Origin of the sequence: Exiguobacterium sp. HVEsp1, assembly GCF_002009685.1 — a bacterium.
Lineage (GTDB): Bacteria > Bacillota > Bacilli > Exiguobacteriales > Exiguobacteriaceae > Exiguobacterium > Exiguobacterium profundum.
The window spans coordinates 1221833-1243233 of sequence record NZ_KV917367.1 but is presented as its reverse complement, the minus strand read 5'-3'; the positions used below and the strand labels follow the sequence as shown (position 1 = coordinate 1243233).

Here is a 21401-nt window from a genome sequence, read left to right as displayed (position 1 = left end):
AATGAAGGTGACCGCTTCCGCTGTCACCTTCATCCATTAATGAACTTCGCTAAATTTTGAAGCGATGACTTCTTTCAATTCATCGATTGACGTTTCAATCACTTCACCTGTTGCACGTACTTTCACTTCAACGATGCCTTCGTCGGCTTTTTTCCCGACGTTCACGCGAATCGGAAGTCCAATCAAATCTGCATCTGCAAACTTGACGCCCGCGCGTTCTTTTCGGTCGTCGAACAAGACATCGTATGTTTGACCAAGCTCTTCATAAAGACGGTTCGCCAACTCGACTTGCGTCTCATCTTTTGCATTGATTGCGATCAAATGGAGATCGAACGGCGCCACGTTACGTGGCCAAACGATTCCACGGTCGTCGTGATGTTGTTCGACGATGGCTGAAAGTGTGCGTGACACCCCAATGCCGTAGCAACCCATGATGAGTGGTTCGGCACGACCCTCTTCGTTGAGGAACGTCGCACCCATCGCTTCTGAATATCGTTTCCCGAGTTTAAATACTTGTCCCACTTCAATCCCACGAGCAAAACGAACCGGACCGGACTCATCCGGTGCCAAATCGCCTTCGACAACGAAACGTAAATCGTGGTATGTCATCTCGGCAAGGTCGCGCGCAGCGTTTACACCCGTGTAGTGTGTGTTCGCCTCGTTGGCACCACAGACTGCATCCACTAAGTACTTGACCGCATAGTCGGCAACGACTTTGACCGGAGCGTTAATCGGTCCGAGTGTACCTGGCGCACAGTTGAACAACTCAACGATTTTCGCTTCTTCTTCAAGTTGAATGTCGAGTCCACCGAGTGCGTTCTTCACTTTGACTTCATTCGCTTCGTGGTCGCCACGAACGATTGCCATGACGGTTTCGCCATCCACGTTGAACAAGACAGATTTGATTGTCGTCTTCGGATCCACGTTCAAGAATGCCGCCACATCTTCAATCGTACGATTCTCTTCCGTGTCCACTTTTTCGAGTGGACGAACGTCAGCTTGCTGCATCTCATAACGGTCGAGCGTTTCGGCCATCTCGATGTTCGCCGCATAGTTCGACGTGTCGGTGTAGACAATCGTGTCTTCCCCGATATCCGCAAGCGCTTGGAATTCATGCGTATCTTTCCCGCCGATTGCCCCAGAGTCCGCGACGACCGGACGATACTTCAGTCCTGTGCGGTCGAAGATGCGTGAGTACGCATTATACATGTTTGTATATTCTTCATCTAAGTCTTCTTGTGTCGCGTGAAATGAGTAGGCGTCTTTCATCAAGAACTCACGTCCGCGGAGCAACCCGAAACGTGGACGACGCTCATCACGATACTTCGTTTGAATCTGGTACAAGTTCATCGGAAGTTTTTTATACGAGTTGAGCTCGTCTCGGACGATTGATGTGATCAATTCTTCGTGTGTCGCACCGAGTGCGAAACGACGGTCATGACGGTCCGTCAAGCGCATCAACTCAGGACCGTAAATGCCCCAACGTCCTGTCTCTTCCCAAAGTTCTGCCGGTTGAATGGCAGGCATCAATAACTCTTGTGCACCGGCACGATTCATCTCTTCACGGATGATTGTTTGGATGTTGTGTAACACCTTATGTCCGAGTGGAAGATAAGAATAAATTCCTGCCGCATTTTGACGGATGAATCCTCCACGGACGAGGAGTTGATGGCTGACCGCTTCCGCGTCAGCCGGAACTTCTCTCAATGTAGGCATGAGCAATCTAGATTGTTTCATACAGTTCAACGTTTCCCTTCTCTACAAACAGCTTATTTAAAGAATGATTGAATGTCGTTCCAAGTGACAATCAACATTAAAATCATCAAGAGTGCGAATCCGATAAAGTGGACGAATCCTTCTTTTTTCGGATCGATTGGACGTCCGCGTACCGCTTCGAACAAGAGGAAAATCAAACGTCCTCCGTCTAACGCTGGCAATGGGAGCAAGTTGAAGATCGCAAGGTTGACGGAGAGAAGCGCTGTCCAGTTCAACAGCATGATCAAACCGCTCGCCGCTACTTCATCTGTCATCCGTACAATCCCGACCGGACCTGCTAGTTGATCGACACCGACTTGTCCTGTCACCAAATCACCGACCGCAGAGAAGATGAGCGTCGACATCGTCCATGTCGTTTCCGCTCCCGTCGTCACGGCTTTGACCGGTGATCGCTCGAGTGCGTTCGTGACACCAAGGATTCCGACCGTCTCTCCGTTTTGTTCGACTGCTTGTGGTGTGAGGGTGACAGTTGCTTCCTCCCCATCACGGACATACGTGACTTCCGTAGGGGTGTCCGCCCGGTCTTCTAAAGCAGATCGTAAGTCGAGCCAATCGGTAATCGGCTCACCTTCAATCGATACGATTTCATCCCCGCTCATCAAACCAGCCTCATCAGCGGCTGAATCCGGTTGAACCGTACCGATTTGACCATCGTTCGTTGGGGTTCCTTGAACGAGCCCCACAATAATGAGCAAGATGAACGCCAAGACGAAGTTCATCGCCGGACCGGCTGCGATGGCCAAGACACGTTTCCAAACCGACTGGGCTCCAAATGTTCGATCATACGGTGCGATTTGAATTTCCATCCCTTGGTCGACAAGGAGTGTATCTCGCTCTAATGAATAGACACGCACTTCCTCATCGATGAGAAGTTGTACTTTCAACTCATGTGTCGAATCGAACTTATCGACGGTTCCGACGACATGGACATCTGTAGCCGTGTCCGGTTGGAAGTAGACGCGATCGACCGTCCCCTTTTCGGTGAGCCGGAGTCCGACATGCTGACCCGCACGGACTTCAATCGGTTCAAAATCTTCTCCGGCCATTTTGACGTAGCCACCGATTGGTAAAAGACGAATGGTATAGAGCGTTTCATTTTTACGGAATGAAACAATTTTTGGACCGAATCCGATTGCAAACTCGTGACAGAGAATGCCTGCCCGTTTCGCCATGACGAGGTGTCCCCATTCGTGTACCGAAATGAGAACGCCAAACATCAAAACGATGGCGATAAAAGTCGTCATGATTTATTCCCCACCTTCAATTCCTTGCTGAATCTGTTGACGTACTGCTCGGTCAACTTCTAGAATTTGCGCGAGCGTCGGCTCGGCGATGACCTCATGTCGAGCCATCGCATCTTCGACGAGTCGTTCAATCTCTAAAAACGTGATCTGACCGTTCAAGAATAGGTCTACTGCCACTTCATTGGCTGCATTCAGGACGGTCGGCATGGAACCACCGGCTCTTCCTGCTTCGAACGCTAATCGGAGTGCCGGGTAGCGATTGAAATCAGTCTCTTCAAAATGCAGCTTTCCGATTTCCTTCAAGTTTAACCGCTTATTCCCCTCGATTTCAAGCCGCTTCGGTCCCGATAGCGCATAAAGGATCGGACCACGCATATCCGGGTTTCCGAGCTGGGCCATCACGGCAGCATCTTTAAATTCGACCATCGAATGAATAATCGATTCACGATGTAAGATGACTTCAATATCATTATAATCGATATCGAACAGCCAGTGTGCCTCGATGACTTCCAAGCCTTTGTTGAACATCGTCGCCGAATCGATGGTGATTTTTGCTCCCATTGACCAGTTCGGATGATTCAGTGCGTCTTCAACAGTCACATCAGCCAGCTCATCGCGTGAACGATCACGGAAACTACCGCCTGAAGCCGTTAGAATAATCTTGGATACATCTTCTCTTCGTTCCCCGTTCAAACATTGATAGATCGCGGAGTGTTCACTGTCGACAGGCAACAGGTTGACCCCATGTTCTTTCACGGCCGCTTTGACAAGATGTCCTGCGGTAACGAGTGTTTCCTTGTTGGCGAGTGCAATATCTTTCCCTGCTTGAATCGCCGCAAGCGTCGGTTCAAGTCCAACTGCTCCAACGACTGCCGTCACGACGATGTCAGCCCGTTCTGCCGTCGCACACTCCTTCAGCCCCTCCGGTCCAATAAAGTAGAGAGGTTCATATGTAAGACGCGGCTTCAACTGTTCGAGTACTTCGATACTCGTTGCCGACACATATTTTGGTCTAAGTCGATTGATCCATTCCGTGGCGACCTCGACGTTCGTTCCGAACGCATACGCCTCAAGTTCAAACAGGTCAGGGTGCTGTTCGATGACGTCACAAGTTTGAACGCCAATCGAACCAGTCCCCCCAATTAAGCTAATTCGCTTCATCTCGACACTCCTTTTTAAAGCAGATTAAACACCCAAATGACGGTAAAGACCGCAATCATACTATCAAACCGGTCTAAAATGCCACCATGTCCCGGTAACAGATGACCTGAATCTTTGACTCCGTACTGACGCTTATAAGCAGACTGCACCAAATCCCCGAGCTGTCCGACTACCGCTACGACAATCGCTAAAATGGCGACCTCGATCATCGGCAAGATCGGATCAATCCAGACAAAGATGATACCGAGTACAATCGCAGACACAATGCCCCCAATCGCCCCTTCAATCGTCTTATTCGGACTAATCGATGGCCATAACTTGGCTTTCCCGAATGCTTTTCCGGTAAAATACGCTCCCGAGTCTGTCGCCCAAATCATAAACAAGATTAGCAGCACTTTCGATAGACCGTCCTCAGAGAGCCGGACTAACGCAAAACTAGAGAAACCGACGACTAAATAGACCGCTGAGACGAAGTAAAAACTAGCGTCTTCATACGTGAACCGATTTTTCGTGACCACTGTCCAAAACAGCAACAACACGAGCCCTAAGACGAGCCATTGTTCAATCGAGAACGGAAGTTCATCCGTGACAACTTGAGTCTCGAGCAATAATAAGAGGAACGGGAACGCCACGAGGAGCGCTGTCACCAAGAACGGAAACGCCAACAGCTTATGCTGTCGCATCAGCGTGAATTCACTCAATCCGATGAGTGCCAGAATCCCCATCAATGAAACGAAGGCATTGCCTCCAAGCGCAATCACCGTGATGAAGATGGCTCCTGCCCATAGTCCTGTAATAATACGTGTCTTCATGTTACACCCCACCAAAACGTCGCGTGCGCGCGTTGTATGATTCAATCGCTTCTACAAAATGCTCACGCTTAAATTCCGGCCACAATACTTCTGTGAAATGAAGTTCAGCATACGCGCTTTGCCATAATAAAAAGTTAGAGAGTCGTTGCTCACCGCTCGTCCGAATAACGAGATCGACATCTTGAACGTGTGTCATGAGTCGTTCACCAATCATACGATCATCGATGTCGTCTGTTTGAACCAAACCGGACTGAACGTCTGCTGCAATGCTACGCATCGCTTGAACGAGCTCATCTCGTCCCCCGTAGTTGAGTGCGAAGACAAGGTTCAACCCTGTGTTCGCAACGGTCCGTTCTCTCGCTTCATCAACGGCTTCTCGTGTCTCTCGTGGGAGTTTCGACGTATCTCCCGCAACGAGCACCCGTACATTCTGTTCGTGGAGTTCTTTCAAATCGGTCTCCAAAAACTGTTTCGGCAGTTTCATCAAGAATGAGACTTCCTCTTCCGGACGAGTCCAATTCTCTGTAGAGAACGCATAAAGCGTCAGAGACCGAATCCCGAGTTCTTGTGCTGTTCGTACCGCTTCCCGGATGGACTTCATCCCTTCCCGGTGACCCATGATGCGAGGGAGACCACGTTTTTTGGCCCAGCGTCCATTTCCATCCATAATGATGGCTACGTGCTCAGGAACACTTAACTCCGCCTCGATTTTCGTTTTAGGATTCACCCATTTAAACATTCTGTTATCCTCCTGATTGTATGAAAGAAGGACCCTCTCAGAAAAAGGGTCCCCACACAGCTTTTTGGTATACCACTTCCGTGATTACACTTCCATGATTTCTTTTTCTTTAATTGCTGCAGATTCATCAATCTTCTTGATATACGAATCCGTCAACGTTTGAACGTCATCTGCATATCCGCGGAGATCGTCTTCTGTTAACTCGCCATCTTTCTCGAGTTTCTTCAAGTTTTCATTTGCGTCACGACGTACGTTACGGACAGCGACTTTCGCTTCTTCTGCGTATTTTTTCGTGACTTTAACTAATTCTTTACGACGTTCTTCCGTCAATGCAGGAATCGCCAAACGAATGACCGTACCGTCAGATGATGGAGACAAGCCGAGGTCTGCCTTTTGAATCGCTTTCTCTACTTCAGAAACCATTGACTTATCCCATGGTTGAATCAAAAGTAGGCGCGCTTCTGGTGTATTGATGTTTGCCACTTGATTGAGTGGTGTTGGGACACCATAGTAATCAACTTGGACAGGATCCAAAATCGATGCGCTGGCACGGCCAGTGCGAAGCGTTCCAAAATCACGTTTAAGTGAAGAATGCGCTTTTTCCATTTTTTCTTCAGCTGTTTTCAATACTTCTTTGACACTCATGAATTGACTCCTCCTACTACCGTCCCGATATGTTCCCCGAGAACGACACGTTTAATGTTACCTTCTTCAAGCAATGAGAATACAATCAATGGAATGTGGTTGTCCATACAAAGTGACGTTGCTGTCGAGTCCATGACTTGAAGTCCATCCTTTAAGACGTCAAGATAAGACAACGTATCGTACTTCACTGCCGTCGCGTCCAATTTCGGATCAGCTGAATAGACGCCGTCCACATTGTTTTTACCCATTAAGATGACATCAGCTTCGATTTCAGCCGCACGGAGGGCAGCTGTCGTGTCCGTTGAGAAATATGGGTTTCCTGTGCCGGCCGCAAAGATAACGACGCGTCCTTTTTCAAGATGACGCATTGCGCGACGACGAATGTATGGTTCAGCAACTTGTCGCATTTCAATTGATGTTTGGACGCGCGTTTGGACACCGTACGTTTCAAGGCTATCTTGAAGAGCAAGTGAGTTCAATACAGTTGCGAGCATACCCATGTAATCTGCGTTTGCCCGATCCATCCCGAGTTCACTACCCGTCTTTCCACGCCAAATGTTTCCGGCACCTACAACAACGGCGACTTCTACACCCATCTCGATCAATTCTTTAATTTGACTTGAGATTGAGTTTACAATGTTAGGGTCGATCCCGTAACCTTGATCTCCAGCGAGCGCTTCTCCACTCAATTTTAACACAATTCGTTTATATTTCGGTTCCATAACTTTGCCTCCTCTTGCTTGAAAAAAGGGAACACGCTCCCTTAACGAACTAACTCAAGGTTATACAGACGTGTTCCCATTTTTAGTTGCATCACTGATTGTGACACAGATTATTTTTTAAGTTGGTTCATAACTTCTTCAGCAAAGTTCTCTTCACGTTTCTCCATACCTTCTCCTACTTCGAAGCGTACGAACGAGTTGATTTTTCCGCCTTTTGATTCTACGTACTTACCAACTTTGAAGTCGCTGTCTTTTACGAACGTTTGGTCAACGAGGCAGATTTCCTCGAAGTACTTGTTCATACGACCAGCAATCATCTTCTCAACGATGTTAGCAGGCTTGCCTTCGTTAAGTGCTTGCTCAGTCAAGACTTTCTTCTCGCGGTCGATTTCTTCAGCTGATACTTCATCGCGCGTCGCGTAAAGTGGACGTGCTGCAGCAACGTGCATTGCAACGTCTTTAGCAACTGTTTCGTCAGATGTGCCGTCGATTACAACGACTGACCCGATGCGACCACCCATGTGGAGGTACGTACCGAATACTGCATCGTCAGCTTTTTCAAGAACAGCTACACGACGGAGTGAGATTTTCTCTCCGATTGTCGAAGCTTCTTCTTGAATGTACGTTTCAAGTGTTTTACCTGCTTCGTACTCAGCCGCGAGTGCAGCTTCTGCAGTTGTTGCGCCTGATGCGAGTACTGCTTTTGCTACGTTGTTTACGAGTGTTTGGAACTTCTCATTCTTCGCAACGAAGTCTGTTTCTGAGTTGATTTCGACGAGCACAGCTTTGTTGCCTTCAACTGCTACTGCTGTCAAACCTTCAGCGGCGATACGATCACCTTTTGCTGCTGCTTTAGCGATTCCTTTTTCGCGAAGGAAGTCGATTGCTGCTTGCATGTCACCGTCTGTTTCAACGAGTGCTTTTTTGCAATCAAGCATTCCTGCTCCTGTTTTTTCACGAAGTTCTTTTACCATTGCTGCTGTAACTGCCATCGGAAATTCCTCCTTGTAAAACTAACGAATTTTAAGAAAAAGCACAGGGCTTTTTGATTACATGTCCTAAAAAAAGGTGATAAAAGGCTTTCCCTTTATCACCTATTGTCTCACTGATTACTCAGCTTCTGTAGCTTCAGCTTCTGTCGCTACAGCTTCTTCAGCAACTTCTTCTTCACCTTGCTTCGCTTCGATGATTGCATCTGCCATCTTAGAAGTGAGCAATTTAACTGCACGAATTGCATCATCGTTCGCTGGGATTACGTAGTCGATTTCGTCTGGGTCACAGTTTGTGTCGACAATCGCAACGATTGGGATGTTCAATTTGTGAGCTTCCGCGATTGCGATACGCTCTTTACGTGGGTCAACGATGAAGAGGGCGTCAGGCACACCAGGCATATCCTTGATTCCGCCGAGGAACTTCTCAAGACGAGTCATTTCTTTCTTCAAGATGATGACTTCTTTCTTAGGAAGTACTTCGAACGTGCCGTCTTCTTCCATTTTTTCGAGTTGCTTCAAGCGGTTGATACGCTTTTTGATTGTTGAGAAGTTAGTGAGTGTTCCACCCAACCAACGCTCGTTAATGAAGAACATTCCAGAACGGATTGCTTCCTCTTTGATTGTATCTTGAGCTTGTTTCTTCGTACCAACGAAGAGGACGTTTCCGCCTTCTGCCGCGAGTTCACGAACAAAGTTGTAAGCTTCGTCTACTTTTTTGACCGTCTTTTGAAGGTCGATGATGTAGATCCCGTTACGCTCTGTGAAGATGTATTTCGCCATTTTTGGGTTCCAACGGCGTGTTTGGTGACCGAAGTGTACACCAGCTTCAAGCAATTGCTTCATTGAAATTACTGCCATGATAAATTTCCTCCTTGTGGTTTAAAAAAGTCCTCCGCCTCGTTCATTGTTGTATTCCGACCTTTAGGCACCGAGGAATATCATCCCGAGACGTGTGTGATGTGTTTAACACCGAGAATTACTATAGCATATGTCACGAAATCCGGCAACTCTCACTTTTTACGAAGTTTCGCATAAAGCGCAAGCTCGCCCTCGCCTTTTCCGAGGATACGGGCAGCGTCCCGCACGGAATGTCGCAACAAGACATCGTCCACGTCGATTGACGCGGACGGGGTCGTCTCTTCTGTTGCCTCTACGACCGTTTGAACGGACTCATTGACAGGGAGCGATGAAGCTTCTTCCTGTTGAACCACGTTCGAACGTTCAACGGGTTCTTGAACAACGAGGTCGTTCATCGACTCCATGAATGAAAGAAGCAACGTTTCGGTCTCTTGCTTCTCTCGTTCGAGCCGTTCGACTCGTTCCTGAAGCGCTTGGACTTGTCGGTAGCCGAATAAAAAAACGTAAGCAACCAAACAAGCTGTGATCACATATACAATATACACTTGTTCATCTCCTTACGATGTCTTTTCTTCTAAATAGGACCGACCGAGCGCGTGTTTTAATGTCTTCAACGCTTTGGAATGAATTTGCGAAATCCGTGATGTTGACAGTTCGAGCACTTCCCCAATCTCCGTCAACGTCAGTTCGTCAAAGTAAAACAAAGAGACGACGAGTCGTTCTTTTTCGGATAAATGGTCGACTTCTGCTGCCAGCACATCAATCAATTCGCGTTGCAACAACGTATCTTCTGGCTTTTCAGAATCCGGGTCGAAATACGTGACAGACATCACTTTTCCTTCTTCTTGCAACGTCACGGCCTCATCAATCGACAACATATTGGCAAAGTACCCTTCCGCCATCGTTCGTTCGATTTCTGCAATCGGTAAGTCGCATGCCGAAGCTAACTCGCTCTTCGTTGGAGCACGATGTAACGACTGTTCAAGCTGTTCTGCCACGTGATCGATTTTTTTCACTTTTTCTCGAACCGACCGAGGTAACCAATCCACTTTTCGTAAACCGTCGATAATGGCTCCACGAATCCGAAACGCAGCATACGTATCAAATTTATTATTGTGCTCTGGATCATATTTCATAAGGGCATCGTACAATCCCATGTAACCCAAACTTTTCAATTCGTCGCGTTCGACGCTCTTTGGAAGCGTCACGATCATCCGTTGTACGTGGTAGTGGATGAGAAACTCGTAATGTGCTAGTAATTCGTTTGCTGTATCCATATCACGGTCCATATTCCAGCGATCCCACAACTGTGTAAGATGAGTCGTCATGTCGATCCCCCCTTATAGTTCTTTCGTACCAACGCTCACCGTCCGAATCGATAAGACAGATGTTGCGACATCAAACTCGATTGTCCGCCCGTTATGTCCGCCACAATCTTCTGCCACGAGCGGAATACGATGGACTTTTAATGCTTGGCGGATGGCCTCGGCGTTTCGCTCACCGATTCGCATCGCCTCGTTCTCATATTTAAACTGAAACATCTGAGCGCCGCCTGCCATCTTTGCTTGAAGCCGCGTGGCCCCTTCTCGTTTCAATGAATGCACGAGTGTATCAATGGCTGTATCTGCGTATTTTCCTACTTCAATCGTCTGGTTCTTACGAGCAATCGTCGAGTCCGGCAACATGACATGTGCCATCGCTGCCAATTGGAGGCGGGTGTCATATAAAATGACACCCACACATGACCCGAGTCCGGCTGTACGTAACCGATTTGGTGCGGTCGTCTGCTTCCATTCGGCAATGCCGATTTTTAATACATCAGCCATTGCCAAGCAACCGTTCTTGAATCCGTTTGAGCGACCCATGTGTTGGTAGGAACAACACATGTCCTGCACTTACTTTTTGATCAATCATAAATGTCGTGTCGATATAGAGCGCCGCGTCTTCCTCGGGTTGTACAGACGTGACGACAAATTCAACAATCGAACCTGCCATATCGATGGCCGTTGCCGGCACTTGAATCATAATCGGTGTCTGTAACCAGTCACCTAGCGCTCGCGCATAAGCACCGCTCATAATATTCCCGACCTCTTCCCAAGCCGATTGACCGAGCTCATCAAAAGAATCAAATGAATATGGCATCCCAATCAAGGTCGAAACCATTTGCTCGGCATCTTCCACGGCGAACAAAATGAGGATCATTCCACGAATATCACCATCTAATTCCAACAAGACCGAGGCAACATGTCGTTCCGGACCGCCGACTCGCTCTGGTAAATAAGTGATCGGTTCCATTTCGGCAGAAGACACGGTAATGTTCACCGGTTTCGAAAGCATTGCCGACAAGGCAGTCGCCGCATGTCCAGACCCTATATTCCCCAGTTCCTTTAACAGGTCTTGTTCAAACTCACTCAGCATACTGTTCCTCAAACAACGCATTCGCATCGAGTAAGGAGAAGAGTTTATCTTCTCCTTTTGCGATGGCTGTCAGATGTGCCGAGAGCATATCGCGGCTCGATTCCGGAATCGGTTCGATTCGTACTTCGTCGCTTTCCACGACCTCATTCGCACGGTCGACGATAAATCCGGCATCTCCTTGATTCAACGAGGCGATCAGGATGCGCGTTTCATCCGTTGGTTCGATTTCTTCGTAGCCGAGTCGCAAGCGAAGGTCGATGACCGGCGTGACGACACCACGAAGGTTGATAACCCCTTTCACATGTGACGGTGCGTTCGGCACTCGTGTGATCGGCTGAAGTCGCTCGATTGAACGGACCGACTGTACGTCGATCCCATACGTATTTTCTTCAAGTGAAAAGACTACCCATTTCTGTTCCATCAATATTCCTCCTTAAAAGAGATCGTTACTATCTACGATAAGGGCGACGCGACCGTCACCAAGAATGGTCGCACCAGAGATAGCTGGAATCCCTTCAAGATACGTACCGAGCGGTTTCATGACAATTTCTTGTTGACCGATCAAATCGTTGACGACGACGCCGACGAGTTTGTTGCCTTTTCGAACGACGACGACCGGGAATTGCGACTTCGTTTCTGATTCGATGCCAAACATTTCTTTCATGTAGACGAGTGGGACCAGTTGACCACGGAAGTCGAAGACTCGCTCACGGTGTGCTGTCAAAATGTCCGCTTCATCAAGTAATGTCGTCTCAAGGATCGATGTCAATGGAATCGCATACGATTCCTCTCCCACTTGAACGAGCATCGCCGAGATGATAGAGAGAGTGAGCGGTAAGCTGACCTGGAACTTCGTGCCTTGTCCCCCAACCGTCTCTAGAGAAACGACCCCACCGAGTGACTCGATTTTATTTTTGACGACATCCAGTCCGACACCGCGTCCTGACAAGTCAGTGACCACGTCTGCCGTCGAGAAGCCCGGAGCAAAGATCAGCATCGCCAATTCGTTCTCAGACATCGTCGTCGCTTCTTCATCTGTGATCACGCCGCGCTCCAACGCTTTCGAGCGAACCTTGTCGACGTTGATGCCGGCACCGTCGTCCTCGATTTCAATGAAGACTCGGTTTCCGCCGTGATATGCACGGAGTGCAAGCATGCCCTGCTCCGGTTTTCCGGCTTGAAGACGTACTTCCGGACGTTCGATGCCGTGATCGATGGCGTTACGGATCAAGTGGACGAGCGGATCGCCAATTTCATCGATGACCGTGCGATCGAGTTCTGTTTCAGCACCTGAAATGTCCAACTGGACTTTTTTATGAATCTCTTTTGCGACCGAACGCACCATTCGTGGGAAGCGATTGAACACTTGTTCGATTGGCATCATCCGGAGGGTCAAGACGAGTGATTGTAACTCGTTCGTTCCCCGCTTGATTTTTTCGACCGTTTCATTCAATTCTGGTTGACCGACTTCGTCCGCCAGGCGCTCAAGTCGTCCACGGTCGATAATGAACTCTTCAAATAAGTTCATCAGACGATCAATTCGTTCTAAGTTGACGCGAATCGTTTTTGCTTGTGCTTGAGCGGCTACTTGCTCTTTCGTATCTTTCGTATCTTTCGCTTCTTCCTTGTCCGAGGTAGCTTGAACGACAGGTTCAGGTGCAATCGTCTCCGCTGTCACAGCGACTTCTGGCTCACTGACCGCTGTTTCTGTAAACGTATTGACTTCGACGCGCTCCACTTCCGAGACTTGAGCGATGGCATGTTCAATCACTTCTGCCGTATCTTGTGACAAGAATAAGACGTCGAACGACAAGTCAAATTGCTCTTGTTCGATTTCTTCTGTCTCCGGATGTGTGCTGACGACCTCACCTAGTTCTTGAAGGCGATCGAATACCATATACGCACGGGCCGCTTTCAAGACGACCGCGTCAGACAGTTTGACTGTGATTTGATACGCCTCAAAGCCTGTCTGTTTGGCTTGCTCGATGACCGAGTTCGTATATAAATCAATCTCAAACGTGCTCGTCTCTGAAGTTTTTTCGACTGCGACTTCTTTCCCACCGATGAAGGATTGGAATGCGGCGACCGTTTCTGATACATCCACGTTCGCGCCTTGTCCTCCGCTTTCGATGTCCGCAATCATGTCTTCCATTTGTTCCATGGCGATGAACATCGTATCCAACAAGAGTTGGTTACTTTCCTTTTTGCCGCCACGGACGAGGTCGAGCGCGCTCTCCATCTCATGTGTCAAGTTGGCAACGCGTTCGTACCCCATCGTCGAAGACATCCCTTTTAGCGTGTGTGCCGATCGGAAGATCTCCTGTACAACATCCGCCCCACCCGATTGTTCTAATTTAAGTAACTGTGTGTTGATCGATTGGATATGTTCTTGGGATTCATCTAAAAACAACCCTAAGTATTCATTCACGTCCATCTCATTTGCCTCCCTGTCGTTATACTCGGTTCCACTGTTTTCGTAAGTTCCCCATCAAACGGTCCATCAAGTGACGTGGTTTCGGAGGCGTACCCGTAAGCGTTGTCAAAATTCGTTCGAGGCGCCAGCTAATATCACTCTTTCGGTTGTATTGATAAAACGGGACTTGGGCGATGACTGCCTTTCTGACAGATGAGTCGTCTGGTAGAAAGCCGAGGAATCGAATCGTCTTATTTAAAAACTGTTTACATGCGACTTCCATCCGTTCGAAACATTGAAGGGCTTCCTCACCGGACTGGGCGCGGTTGACGATGACGCCAAGCGGTAAGTCCGGGTACTGATGGTGCACCAGTTTCGTATATGCATAACCGTCCATTAGCGAGGTAGGTTCTGGAGTCAAAATCAAGAACATCTCATCGCAACCCGCGATGAATTGGAGTGAAGTGTCCGTCGCTCCAGCCCCCATATCGAACAGGACATAATCATATTCGGTCAATACTTCGAGTTCTCGCATGAGAAATTGCATGTCATCATCTGAGAGATGGACGAGTTGGTCCTGCCCACTCCCTCCATGTAATATATCGACACCATATACATTTTTCTGAACAGCTGCAGCCAATGGAATACGAGCTTTGACGGTCTCGATCATCGTTCTGGATTTCATGGCATTCATCAAGATGTGCACATTGGCCATTCCGATGTCAAAGTCGACAATCAACACTCGTTTTCCGAGTTCAGCTAGGGCGATGGCCGTGTTTACACAGACGTTCGTCTTTCCGACCCCACCTTTCCCACTCGCAAAGGCGATTGTCGTCGGATGGGCATCATTGATTGCTCTTAAACGCCTTGCTTGGTCCATCTTGCCCACCCTTCTTTCTCAAACAGTCGTTTCGTCAGTGCGTCCGCATTCCCCCGAATCAGATCGTCCGGCACTTCTTGGCCGTCTGTCATCCAGGCGACCGGAAGACCGCTCTTTTTCACCATGCGGTACATCGCGTGGATATCACTTGTCTCGTCCGCCTTCGTAAAAATGAGTGAGCTAAGAGGCAATGACTCGAATTGCGAATAGATCATATCCATGTCCTTCATTTTGGATGTCAAACTCAAAACGAGCGAAAGGCTTGTTTCAGTGAAGTCGTGATGTTCATGAAACTGTTCGACGTAAGCCGGATCGCGGAAATTTCGTCCCGCCGTGTCGATTAGCACGATGTCTTTACGAGCAAACAATTGCTTGGCACGCTTGAAGTCATGAAAGTCATATGCCACTTCCACCGGAATACTCATGATTTCAGCATACGTCTTCAACTGTTCGATGGCAGCGATTCGGTACGTGTCGGTCGTGATCAATCCGACCGTTTTGCCTTCCGTCAGTTTAAAGTGCGCCGCAAGTTTGGCGAGCGTGGTCGTCTTGCCGACCCCCGTCGGTCCAACGACCATAAAATATCGTTTAGCTTCAGGCGGTTCAATGAACGACGATTTGACTTGTTCGTAAACGAAACGTTCAGCTTCTTCTACAGATTTTGTCGTGTAGTATAGTTCGTTCAGCGTTTCCTCCCACGACTCATCCGCGAAGGATTCAGTTGAGAGCAGCGATTCGATATGTTGCAACGAGGCGTGTAGTCTCGGTCCCGCTCCTCCGATCACACGTGGTGGCGTCTGCGTCACGACAGGTGGTGTTGGTGCTGTCCGAACAGGGACAGGCTGTCGTGGCTTTGTGACGACTTGCTCTTTTTCGAGGGCTGCGATGACCTCCACTTGCTTTGACGCAAAGAGACCGAACCATCCTGTCTTCACTTGTCGTGAGTTGAGGATGACCGCTTCGTCTCCGAGCTCTTGTTTCACTTTCGCCATCGCATCAGCCATGGTCTTCGCCGTAAACTTTTTAATCTGCATGTTAAATCACCCCAATACTTTTCACTTCGACGGAACTGAGTAATTCGTTATAAGCCAATACCGGCACATCTGGATAATACCGTTCGAGTAATTGACGAACGAACAGACGAATCGTTGGGGAACATAAAATCACAGCCGATGCCCCATATCGTTCAAACATCGACAGTTGCTCGCCAGTGCGCTCGATAATCTCTCGAGCTTGCTCTGGGTCGAGCGCCAAATAGTTCCCGAACTCCGTTTTCTGAACCGCATCTTGCACCGTCTGTTCCGTCTGTCCGCCGAGTGTCACGACGTAAAGGGGACCTTCAGGTGGTTTGACTTGATCGGTCAATTGACGGGACAAACCTTGACGGCAATACTCTCCTAAGATTTCCGCATCTTTCGTCACTTTTCCGTAGTCTGCCATCGTCTCAAACAGAAGCGGCAAGTTTCGAATGGAAACACTTTCTTGGAGTAAGTGGCGCAACACTTTCTGAATTTCGCCAATCGAAAGGACTGACGGCGTCACGTCCTCTACGAGAACCGGATGCGTCTCTTTCAGGTGCTCGACGAGTTGTTTCGTCTCTTCCCGACCGAGTAAATCTGCCGCATGTTTCTTCAACGTCTCGGTCAAGTGAGTCGCGACAACAGAAGGCGGATCAACGACGGTATACCCGCTCATTTCTGCCCGAGTTCGTGTTTCTTCATCAATCCAAAGGGCAGGAAGACCGAATGCTGGTTCCGTTGTTTCAATTCCATATACCTCAGGGTCTTCGATGCCCGGGCTCATCGCCAAGTAATGATCCAGCAATAGCTCTCCCTCTGCAACGACGTTCCCTTTGATTTTGATTCGGTATGCGTTCGGTGATAACTGCAAGTGATCGCGAATCCGGACCGTCGGTAAGATGAAGCCAAGCTCGAGTGCGAGTTGACGACGAATCATGACAACGCGGTCTAACAAGTCACCGCCTTGAGACTCATCTGCAAGCGGAATCAAGCCATACCCGAATTCAAATTCAATCGAGTCAATCTGCAACAGCGAGACGACTGATTCTGTCGGCGCTGTCGATGGTTCCTCTTCGAGCATCGGCTCTTCCGTTGCCTGACGGATATTTCGACGCATCGTGTAAGCGCCGAAGAATGCCGTTCCGGCAATGATCATCGTCACAGGAAGTAGTGGCGGTGATACAAAACCAAGCATGAAGACAATCGACCCGGCGATATAAAGGAGTGATGGGTTTTGACCGAGCTGGTCGATTACGTCTTCCCCTAAGTTTCCATCCGAGACGGCACGGGTCACGATGATCCCGGTCGCGGTCGAAATCAAAAGTGCTGGGATTTGACTGACCAAGCCATCCCCGATTGTCATGAGTGAGAACGTTTGGAACGCTTCTCCAACTGGTAATCCCATTTGAACGACACCGATGATAATCCCGAAGATCAAGTTGATCGTAACGATGATAATACCAGCGATGGCATCTCCTTTAACGAACTTCGATGCCCCGTCCATTGATCCATAGAAGTCCGCCTCGCTTTGAATTTTACGGCGACGCATCTGGGCTTCTTTGTCGTCAATTAAACCAGAGTTCAAATCGGCATCGATGGCCATCTGTTTCCCCGGCATCGCATCGAGTGTGAAGCGAGCAGATACTTCCGATACACGCTCTGCTCCTTTCGTAATGACGACGAATTGAATGATGACAAGAATCAGAAAGACGACAAATCCGACAAGGACATTTCCACCGATGACGAAATCACCGAACGTCTCGATGACTTCCCCACCATAACCTTTAGATAGAATCGAACGGGTCGTCGATACGTTCAAACCAAGACGAAACAACGTCACAATCAATAAGAGAGAAGGGAATACGGAGAAGTCAAGTGCTTCCCGGGCATTCATCGCCACAAGTAGAATCATGATGGCGATCAAAATATTTACGATGATTAAAAAGTCTAATAAAAACCCCGGTAGCGGGATGATCAGCATGATAACAATCATCAACACACCAATCAAAATTGCAAAGTCTTTCGCTTTTACTGCCAACACATACTCCTCCTCAAGACGGTTGCTTCATTTGATAGACGAATGCCAGTACTTCCGCAATGGCTTGATAAAACGATTCGTCTACCACTTCACCGATGTCGATTTGCGCATAGAGCGCTCGCGCGAGTGGTTTATTTTCAACAATGGCCACGTCATGTTCTTTTGCGACATCTCGAATATGAAAGGCGACCCGGTCGACCCCTTTGGCGACCACGAGCGGCGCAAAATCTTTCGTGTCATCATATCGAATGACGACCGCGTAATGGGTCGGGTTCGTGATGACGACATCGGCATTCGGTATCTCTTGCATCATCCGTCGCATCGCCATTTCCCGTTGTTGCTGTTTGATTTTAGATTTGATGAGTGGGTCACCTTCCGTGTTTTTGTACTCATCTTTTATATCTTGCTTAGACATTCGGATCGATTTCTCAAAATCAAATCGTTGGTAGAATAAATCGAGTAGTGCAAGTGCGAGCAAGGCGACACTTACCCAAAGACCAAGTTCGATTGTGATACTCGCGAGTGCGACAATCGATTCACGAACTTGTTCGACGGCCATCCGAGACAGTTCTTTCTGATTTTTCCAAAGGACAGCGACAGCGGTTGTCAAGATGATTAACAATTTGAATAAGGACTTTAAAAATTCGACGACCGCTTTCATACTGACGATGCGTTTGACCCCCTTGATCGGGTCGATCCGCTCAAGCTTTGGTTGAATGGCTTCTAAAGAAAATAACGTTCCGATTTGTAGGTAATTGATGAGAATCCCAAACACGACGGCGACGATAAAGAACGGAGCCAAAATCAAACCGACACGGAGCATTAGGTCGACGATCATATCCGACATGCCGCCCGTCACGTTAAACAATAAATACTCTGGGCCGAGTAAATCGCTGATTAAAGAAAGCAATTGCTGCCCAATCACGGGACCGAAAAAAGATAACATGAGAAACATCGCAAAAAGTGCGAACGCTCCAGTCAAATCGGCTGACTTGGCGACCTGCCCCTTCTTTCGGGAGTCTTCCCGTTTACGTGGCGTCGCTTTTTCTGTCTTTTCACCTGCAAAAAACTGTAGATTGACCGATAAAGGATATAGAGGCTTCTTCATGAGGCGTCTCCTAATATGAGCATAAAGTCGTGCATCACTTCTTGTAATAGCGGGATGAACTGGCTGATTCCTGTCAATGTCAGTCCCATCAATAAAACCATGACGGCAAAACCAGCGATAAGTTTAAATGAAAATCCGATGGCAAAGATATTGAATTGCGGTGCTGACTTCGCCAAAAAACCGAGAGCTAAGTCCACAAGCAGTAAGGAAGCCATCATCGGCAACGCTAATTGCAACGCGACCATCATTGTCATCGTGACGACTTTTACAGCCATCATCAATGAAGCTTCAGTAAAGTTGATCATCGGTTGGCCAGGCGGATAGATTTGAAAGCTATAATAAATGCCATCAATCAACAGAAGATGCAGGTTGCTCGTCAACAAAATGAATAGCGTAAAAATATAATAAAATCGTCCAATCAATGGTGATTGACCGCCAAACATCGGATCATATGCGGATGCCATCGCTAATCCGAGCTGTAAATCGATGACCCCACCGGCAATTTGCGGTGCAAAAAATAGGATGTTGATCAACAGTCCGAGTAAAAGTCCGATCATGACTTCATAGATGACTTGCAGGACAAACGCATTGGTCATTTGAATTGGCTCGGTCAATGTGAACATTGCATAGTATGCTAAAAACGCACTGAACGCGACGCGGTGCATGACCGGTAATTGTCTCGTCGAGAACAACGGGACACTGACAAAAAAGCCAGACAGTCGCGCGAACGTTAATCCATACATACTGATGAAGTCGACTGCATTCATTTCGAAGCAACCTCGACCATCAACTCAAAAATCAAACGCGTGAACCCTTCAATCTGTTGAAGCATCCACGGTCCAAAAATGACGAGACCGATGAAGACCGAGATAATTTTCGGAACGAACGATAACGTTTGTTCTTGAATTTGAGTCGTGGCCTGTAAAATCGAGATCACGAGACCGACGATCAGTGAGATGAGTAGAAGTGGCATTGATATTTTTAATAAGGTCCACACACTCTCTGTCGCCAAATAGATGACCATTTCTTGTGTCATGTCCGTTCCCCCTACATACTTCTAAGCAATGATTCCACAATCAAGTGCCAGCCATCGACCAATACAAACAATAATAATTTAAACGGCAGTGCAATCATGACTGGAGGAAGCATCATCATCCCCATCGACATGAGGACACTCGCGACTACCATATCAATGATTAAAAACGGTAAGAAAATCATGAAGCCGATTTGGAAAGCGGTCTTCAACTCACTGATCGCATAAGCAGGAACCAAAGCGAGGAGAGGTACATCATCTAGTGTCTCCGGCTGCTCATAATTCCCATACTTTAAGAACAGTTGTAAATCTTCTTGTCTTGTATATTTCGACATGAACTCTTTCATCGTCCCACTTGCCTCATCGAACGCCTCATTTTGTGAGATCTTGTCATCGAGGTATGGTTTTAATGCGTTCTCATTTAAGTCAGAGAGAACTGGAGACATGACGAACAGTGTGATGAACAGTGCCAATCCGACAATCAATTGGTTCGGTGGCGTTTGCTGTGTACCGAGCGCCGGTCGAATGAATGACAAGACGACCACGACACGGGTAAAGCAAGTCATCAAGATTAAAAAGGATGGTGCGAGCGTCAGCAATGTCAACAAAATCAATAGCTTGATGGATGTCGATGTACTGTCCGGTGTTTCTAAATTGATCAATTGCTCAAACGTTGTCATGATTTCTTCCTCACTTCTTCTAGCTGAGCGAGTTGTTTCTTAAAGGTGTCTAAAAATGCATTCGAATTTGACGTTCGGAGTGACAAGGTTTCCGTTTGCTCTTCCTCCATCGTGTCCGTATCAAGTCGATCGATCAGTTGAATCGAATCGCCGACACCGAGTACATATACCTGGTCACCGAGCTTCACGAGCTGAACAGAGCGGTCTTTCCCAAGAGGGACGCCTCCGAGATGTTTCATATGTTGAGTCGTTTTCACGCCTTGTGTTTTGGAACCGAGCCAACGCATCAAAACGATAAATCCGCCGACCACGACCACGAGACTTAACACGACTTTCACGCCATCGCCAATGGTTGACGCTGTCGTTGGAACGTTACTTTCCTGTTCATCTGTCTGTTGTTGCTCGAATTGTTGGTCTACGGTGGCGGCCTCAACCGTGGTTGGACCGAAGAGCCCAACCACGAGAAGAATAATCAACCACCATTTCTTCATTGTGCGACCGTTTTAGAAACTGCTTCGATGACACGCTCTGCATTGAAAGGCTTGACGATAAAGTCTTTTGCACCAGCTTGAATGGCATCGATGACCATCGCTTGTTGTCCCATCGCTGAACACATGATGATTTTCGCATTCGAGTCGAAACTACGAATTTCTTTCAATGCTGCGAGTCCATCCATCTCAGGCATCGTGATGTCAAGTGTGACGAGATCCGGTGTGAGTTCACGATATTTCGCGACAGCGTCCGCTCCATTTTCCGCCTCACCTACTACGTCATACCCGTTCTTTGTCAAAATGTCTTTAATCATCATACGCATGAACGCTGCGTCATCCACTACTAATACTTTTGCACTCATTCTAAATTCC

At 47.9% G+C, this 21401-nt stretch carries 24 protein-coding genes; all 24 read right to left on the bottom strand.

The window, feature by feature from the left end; all coding sequences use genetic code 11:
• Positions 1-36: 36 nt before the first annotated feature.
• The gene (locus BV910_RS06415; RefSeq protein WP_078146722.1) at positions 37-1737 is read right to left on the bottom strand and encodes a proline--tRNA ligase; all 1701 of its coding nucleotides are present in this window, start codon (positions 1735-1737) and stop codon (positions 37-39) included.
• A 32-nt stretch (positions 1738-1769) separates the two neighbouring features.
• The gene (gene rseP, locus BV910_RS06410; protein ID WP_078146721.1) at positions 1770-3020 is read right to left on the bottom strand and encodes an RIP metalloprotease RseP; all 1251 of its coding nucleotides are present in this window, start codon (positions 3018-3020) and stop codon (positions 1770-1772) included.
• Between the two features lie 3 nt (positions 3021-3023).
• Positions 3024-4181, bottom strand: a complete 1158-nt coding sequence (gene dxr, locus BV910_RS06405) for a 1-deoxy-D-xylulose-5-phosphate reductoisomerase (RefSeq protein WP_078146720.1) — start codon at positions 4179-4181, stop codon at positions 3024-3026.
• Positions 4182-4195: 14 nt separating this feature from the next.
• On the bottom strand, positions 4196-4993 hold the full coding sequence (locus tag BV910_RS06400) for a phosphatidate cytidylyltransferase (RefSeq protein ID WP_078146719.1): 798 nt from the start codon (positions 4991-4993) through the stop codon (positions 4196-4198).
• Between the two features lies 1 nt (position 4994).
• Positions 4995-5732 (bottom strand): undecaprenyl pyrophosphate synthase, encoded by a 738-nt coding sequence (locus tag BV910_RS06395; RefSeq protein WP_078146718.1) that lies wholly within the window; start codon positions 5730-5732, stop codon positions 4995-4997.
• Positions 5733-5816: 84 nt separating this feature from the next.
• Complete coding sequence (gene frr, locus BV910_RS06390) at positions 5817-6377, bottom strand: ribosome recycling factor (protein WP_031421698.1); 561 nt, start codon at positions 6375-6377, stop codon at positions 5817-5819.
• A complete protein-coding gene (gene pyrH, locus BV910_RS06385) occupies positions 6374-7099 on the bottom strand; it encodes a UMP kinase (protein WP_015881417.1) in 726 nt (241 codons plus the stop codon). Before pyrH ends, frr begins: the two co-directional genes overlap by 4 nt.
• A gap of 110 nt (positions 7100-7209) precedes the next feature.
• Positions 7210-8091, bottom strand: coding sequence for a translation elongation factor Ts (tsf, locus tag BV910_RS06380; protein ID WP_078146717.1), 882 nt, complete (start codon positions 8089-8091; stop codon positions 7210-7212).
• A gap of 117 nt (positions 8092-8208) precedes the next feature.
• On the bottom strand, positions 8209-8949 hold the full coding sequence (gene rpsB, locus BV910_RS06375) for a 30S ribosomal protein S2 (RefSeq protein ID WP_015881415.1): 741 nt from the start codon (positions 8947-8949) through the stop codon (positions 8209-8211).
• A 152-nt stretch (positions 8950-9101) separates the two neighbouring features.
• Positions 9102-9494: a hypothetical protein gene (locus tag BV910_RS06370; RefSeq protein ID WP_078146716.1), complete on the bottom strand. Its 393-nt coding sequence runs from the start codon at positions 9492-9494 to the stop codon at positions 9102-9104.
• 12 nt (positions 9495-9506) lie between these two features.
• A complete protein-coding gene (locus BV910_RS06365) occupies positions 9507-10277 on the bottom strand; it encodes a FliA/WhiG family RNA polymerase sigma factor (protein ID WP_078146715.1) in 771 nt (256 codons plus the stop codon).
• A 12-nt stretch (positions 10278-10289) separates the two neighbouring features.
• Positions 10290-10775 (bottom strand): chemotaxis protein CheD, encoded by a 486-nt coding sequence (locus BV910_RS06360; protein WP_031421691.1) that lies wholly within the window; start codon positions 10773-10775, stop codon positions 10290-10292.
• Positions 10768-11367, bottom strand: coding sequence for a chemotaxis protein CheC (locus tag BV910_RS06355; protein ID WP_015881411.1), 600 nt, complete (start codon positions 11365-11367; stop codon positions 10768-10770). The genes BV910_RS06360 and BV910_RS06355 overlap by 8 nt, the downstream gene beginning before the upstream one ends.
• Positions 11357-11788 (bottom strand): chemotaxis protein CheW, encoded by a 432-nt coding sequence (locus BV910_RS06350; protein WP_015881410.1) that lies wholly within the window; start codon positions 11786-11788, stop codon positions 11357-11359. Before BV910_RS06350 ends, BV910_RS06355 begins: the two co-directional genes overlap by 11 nt.
• 12 nt (positions 11789-11800) lie before the next feature.
• Positions 11801-13801 carry a chemotaxis protein CheA gene (locus tag BV910_RS06345; RefSeq protein WP_078146714.1) on the bottom strand — a complete coding sequence of 667 codons (2001 nt, stop codon included), beginning with the start codon at positions 13799-13801 and terminating at the stop codon, positions 11801-11803.
• Between the two features lie 19 nt (positions 13802-13820).
• Positions 13821-14660 (bottom strand): MinD/ParA family protein, encoded by an 840-nt coding sequence (locus tag BV910_RS06340; RefSeq protein WP_015881408.1) that lies wholly within the window; start codon positions 14658-14660, stop codon positions 13821-13823.
• A complete protein-coding gene (locus BV910_RS06335; protein ID WP_078146713.1) occupies positions 14639-15694 on the bottom strand; it encodes a flagellar biosynthesis protein FlhF in 1056 nt (351 codons plus the stop codon). The genes BV910_RS06340 and BV910_RS06335 overlap by 22 nt, the downstream gene beginning before the upstream one ends.
• Before the next feature lies 1 nt (position 15695).
• Positions 15696-17717, bottom strand: a complete 2022-nt coding sequence (gene flhA / locus BV910_RS06330) for a flagellar biosynthesis protein FlhA (RefSeq protein WP_078146712.1) — start codon at positions 17715-17717, stop codon at positions 15696-15698.
• 13 nt (positions 17718-17730) lie between these two features.
• Entirely contained in the window at positions 17731-18825 is a 1095-nt protein-coding gene (flhB, locus tag BV910_RS06325; RefSeq protein ID WP_078146711.1) for a flagellar biosynthesis protein FlhB, read from the bottom strand.
• Positions 18822-19592, bottom strand: coding sequence for a flagellar biosynthetic protein FliR (gene fliR / locus BV910_RS06320; RefSeq protein WP_078146710.1), 771 nt, complete (start codon positions 19590-19592; stop codon positions 18822-18824). The genes flhB and fliR overlap by 4 nt, the downstream gene beginning before the upstream one ends.
• The gene (fliQ, locus tag BV910_RS06315; RefSeq protein ID WP_015881403.1) at positions 19589-19861 is read right to left on the bottom strand and encodes a flagellar biosynthesis protein FliQ; all 273 of its coding nucleotides are present in this window, start codon (positions 19859-19861) and stop codon (positions 19589-19591) included. The genes fliR and fliQ overlap by 4 nt, the downstream gene beginning before the upstream one ends.
• 11 nt (positions 19862-19872) lie before the next feature.
• Positions 19873-20538: a flagellar type III secretion system pore protein FliP gene (gene fliP / locus BV910_RS06310; RefSeq protein ID WP_074037237.1), complete on the bottom strand. Its 666-nt coding sequence runs from the start codon at positions 20536-20538 to the stop codon at positions 19873-19875.
• Entirely contained in the window at positions 20535-21029 is a 495-nt protein-coding gene (locus BV910_RS06305) for a flagellar biosynthetic protein FliO (protein ID WP_078146709.1), read from the bottom strand. The genes fliP and BV910_RS06305 overlap by 4 nt, the downstream gene beginning before the upstream one ends.
• On the bottom strand, positions 21026-21391 hold the full coding sequence (locus BV910_RS06300; RefSeq protein WP_015881400.1) for a response regulator: 366 nt from the start codon (positions 21389-21391) through the stop codon (positions 21026-21028). Before BV910_RS06300 ends, BV910_RS06305 begins: the two co-directional genes overlap by 4 nt.
• Between the last annotated feature and the right edge of the window lie 10 nt (positions 21392-21401).

What these genes read in the sequence shown, in the direction of transcription:
- BV910_RS06415 (WP_078146722.1), bottom strand. Translation starts at nt 1,737, where the DNA reads ATGAAACAATCTAGATTGCTCATGCCTACATTGAGAGAAGTTCCGGCT.
- rseP (WP_078146721.1), bottom strand. Translation starts at nt 3,020, where the DNA reads ATGACGACTTTTATCGCCATCGTTTTGATGTTTGGCGTTCTCATTTCG.
- dxr (WP_078146720.1), bottom strand. Translation starts at nt 4,181, where the DNA reads ATGAAGCGAATTAGCTTAATTGGGGGGACTGGTTCGATTGGCGTTCAA.
- BV910_RS06400 (WP_078146719.1), bottom strand. Translation starts at nt 4,993, where the DNA reads ATGAAGACACGTATTATTACAGGACTATGGGCAGGAGCCATCTTCATC.
- BV910_RS06395 (WP_078146718.1), bottom strand. Translation starts at nt 5,732, where the DNA reads ATGTTTAAATGGGTGAATCCTAAAACGAAAATCGAGGCGGAGTTAAGT.
- frr (WP_031421698.1), bottom strand. Translation starts at nt 6,377, where the DNA reads ATGAGTGTCAAAGAAGTATTGAAAACAGCTGAAGAAAAAATGGAAAAA.
- pyrH (WP_015881417.1), bottom strand. Translation starts at nt 7,099, where the DNA reads ATGGAACCGAAATATAAACGAATTGTGTTAAAATTGAGTGGAGAAGCG.
- tsf (WP_078146717.1), bottom strand. Translation starts at nt 8,091, where the DNA reads ATGGCAGTTACAGCAGCAATGGTAAAAGAACTTCGTGAAAAAACAGGA.
- rpsB (WP_015881415.1), bottom strand. Translation starts at nt 8,949, where the DNA reads ATGGCAGTAATTTCAATGAAGCAATTGCTTGAAGCTGGTGTACACTTC.
- BV910_RS06365 (WP_078146715.1), bottom strand. Translation starts at nt 10,277, where the DNA reads ATGACGACTCATCTTACACAGTTGTGGGATCGCTGGAATATGGACCGT.
- BV910_RS06360 (WP_031421691.1), bottom strand. Translation starts at nt 10,775, where the DNA reads ATGGCTGATGTATTAAAAATCGGCATTGCCGAATGGAAGCAGACGACC.
- BV910_RS06355 (WP_015881411.1), bottom strand. Translation starts at nt 11,367, where the DNA reads ATGCTGAGTGAGTTTGAACAAGACCTGTTAAAGGAACTGGGGAATATA.
- BV910_RS06350 (WP_015881410.1), bottom strand. Translation starts at nt 11,788, where the DNA reads ATGGAACAGAAATGGGTAGTCTTTTCACTTGAAGAAAATACGTATGGG.
- BV910_RS06345 (WP_078146714.1), bottom strand. Translation starts at nt 13,801, where the DNA reads ATGGACGTGAATGAATACTTAGGGTTGTTTTTAGATGAATCCCAAGAA.
- BV910_RS06340 (WP_015881408.1), bottom strand. Translation starts at nt 14,660, where the DNA reads ATGGACCAAGCAAGGCGTTTAAGAGCAATCAATGATGCCCATCCGACG.
- BV910_RS06335 (WP_078146713.1), bottom strand. Translation starts at nt 15,694, where the DNA reads ATGCAGATTAAAAAGTTTACGGCGAAGACCATGGCTGATGCGATGGCG.
- flhB (WP_078146711.1), bottom strand. Translation starts at nt 18,825, where the DNA reads ATGAAGAAGCCTCTATATCCTTTATCGGTCAATCTACAGTTTTTTGCA.
- fliR (WP_078146710.1), bottom strand. Translation starts at nt 19,592, where the DNA reads ATGAATGCAGTCGACTTCATCAGTATGTATGGATTAACGTTCGCGCGA.
- fliQ (WP_015881403.1), bottom strand. Translation starts at nt 19,861, where the DNA reads ATGACACAAGAAATGGTCATCTATTTGGCGACAGAGAGTGTGTGGACC.
- fliP (WP_074037237.1), bottom strand. Translation starts at nt 20,538, where the DNA reads ATGACAACGTTTGAGCAATTGATCAATTTAGAAACACCGGACAGTACA.
- BV910_RS06305 (WP_078146709.1), bottom strand. Translation starts at nt 21,029, where the DNA reads ATGAAGAAATGGTGGTTGATTATTCTTCTCGTGGTTGGGCTCTTCGGT.
- BV910_RS06300 (WP_015881400.1), bottom strand. Translation starts at nt 21,391, where the DNA reads ATGAGTGCAAAAGTATTAGTAGTGGATGACGCAGCGTTCATGCGTATG.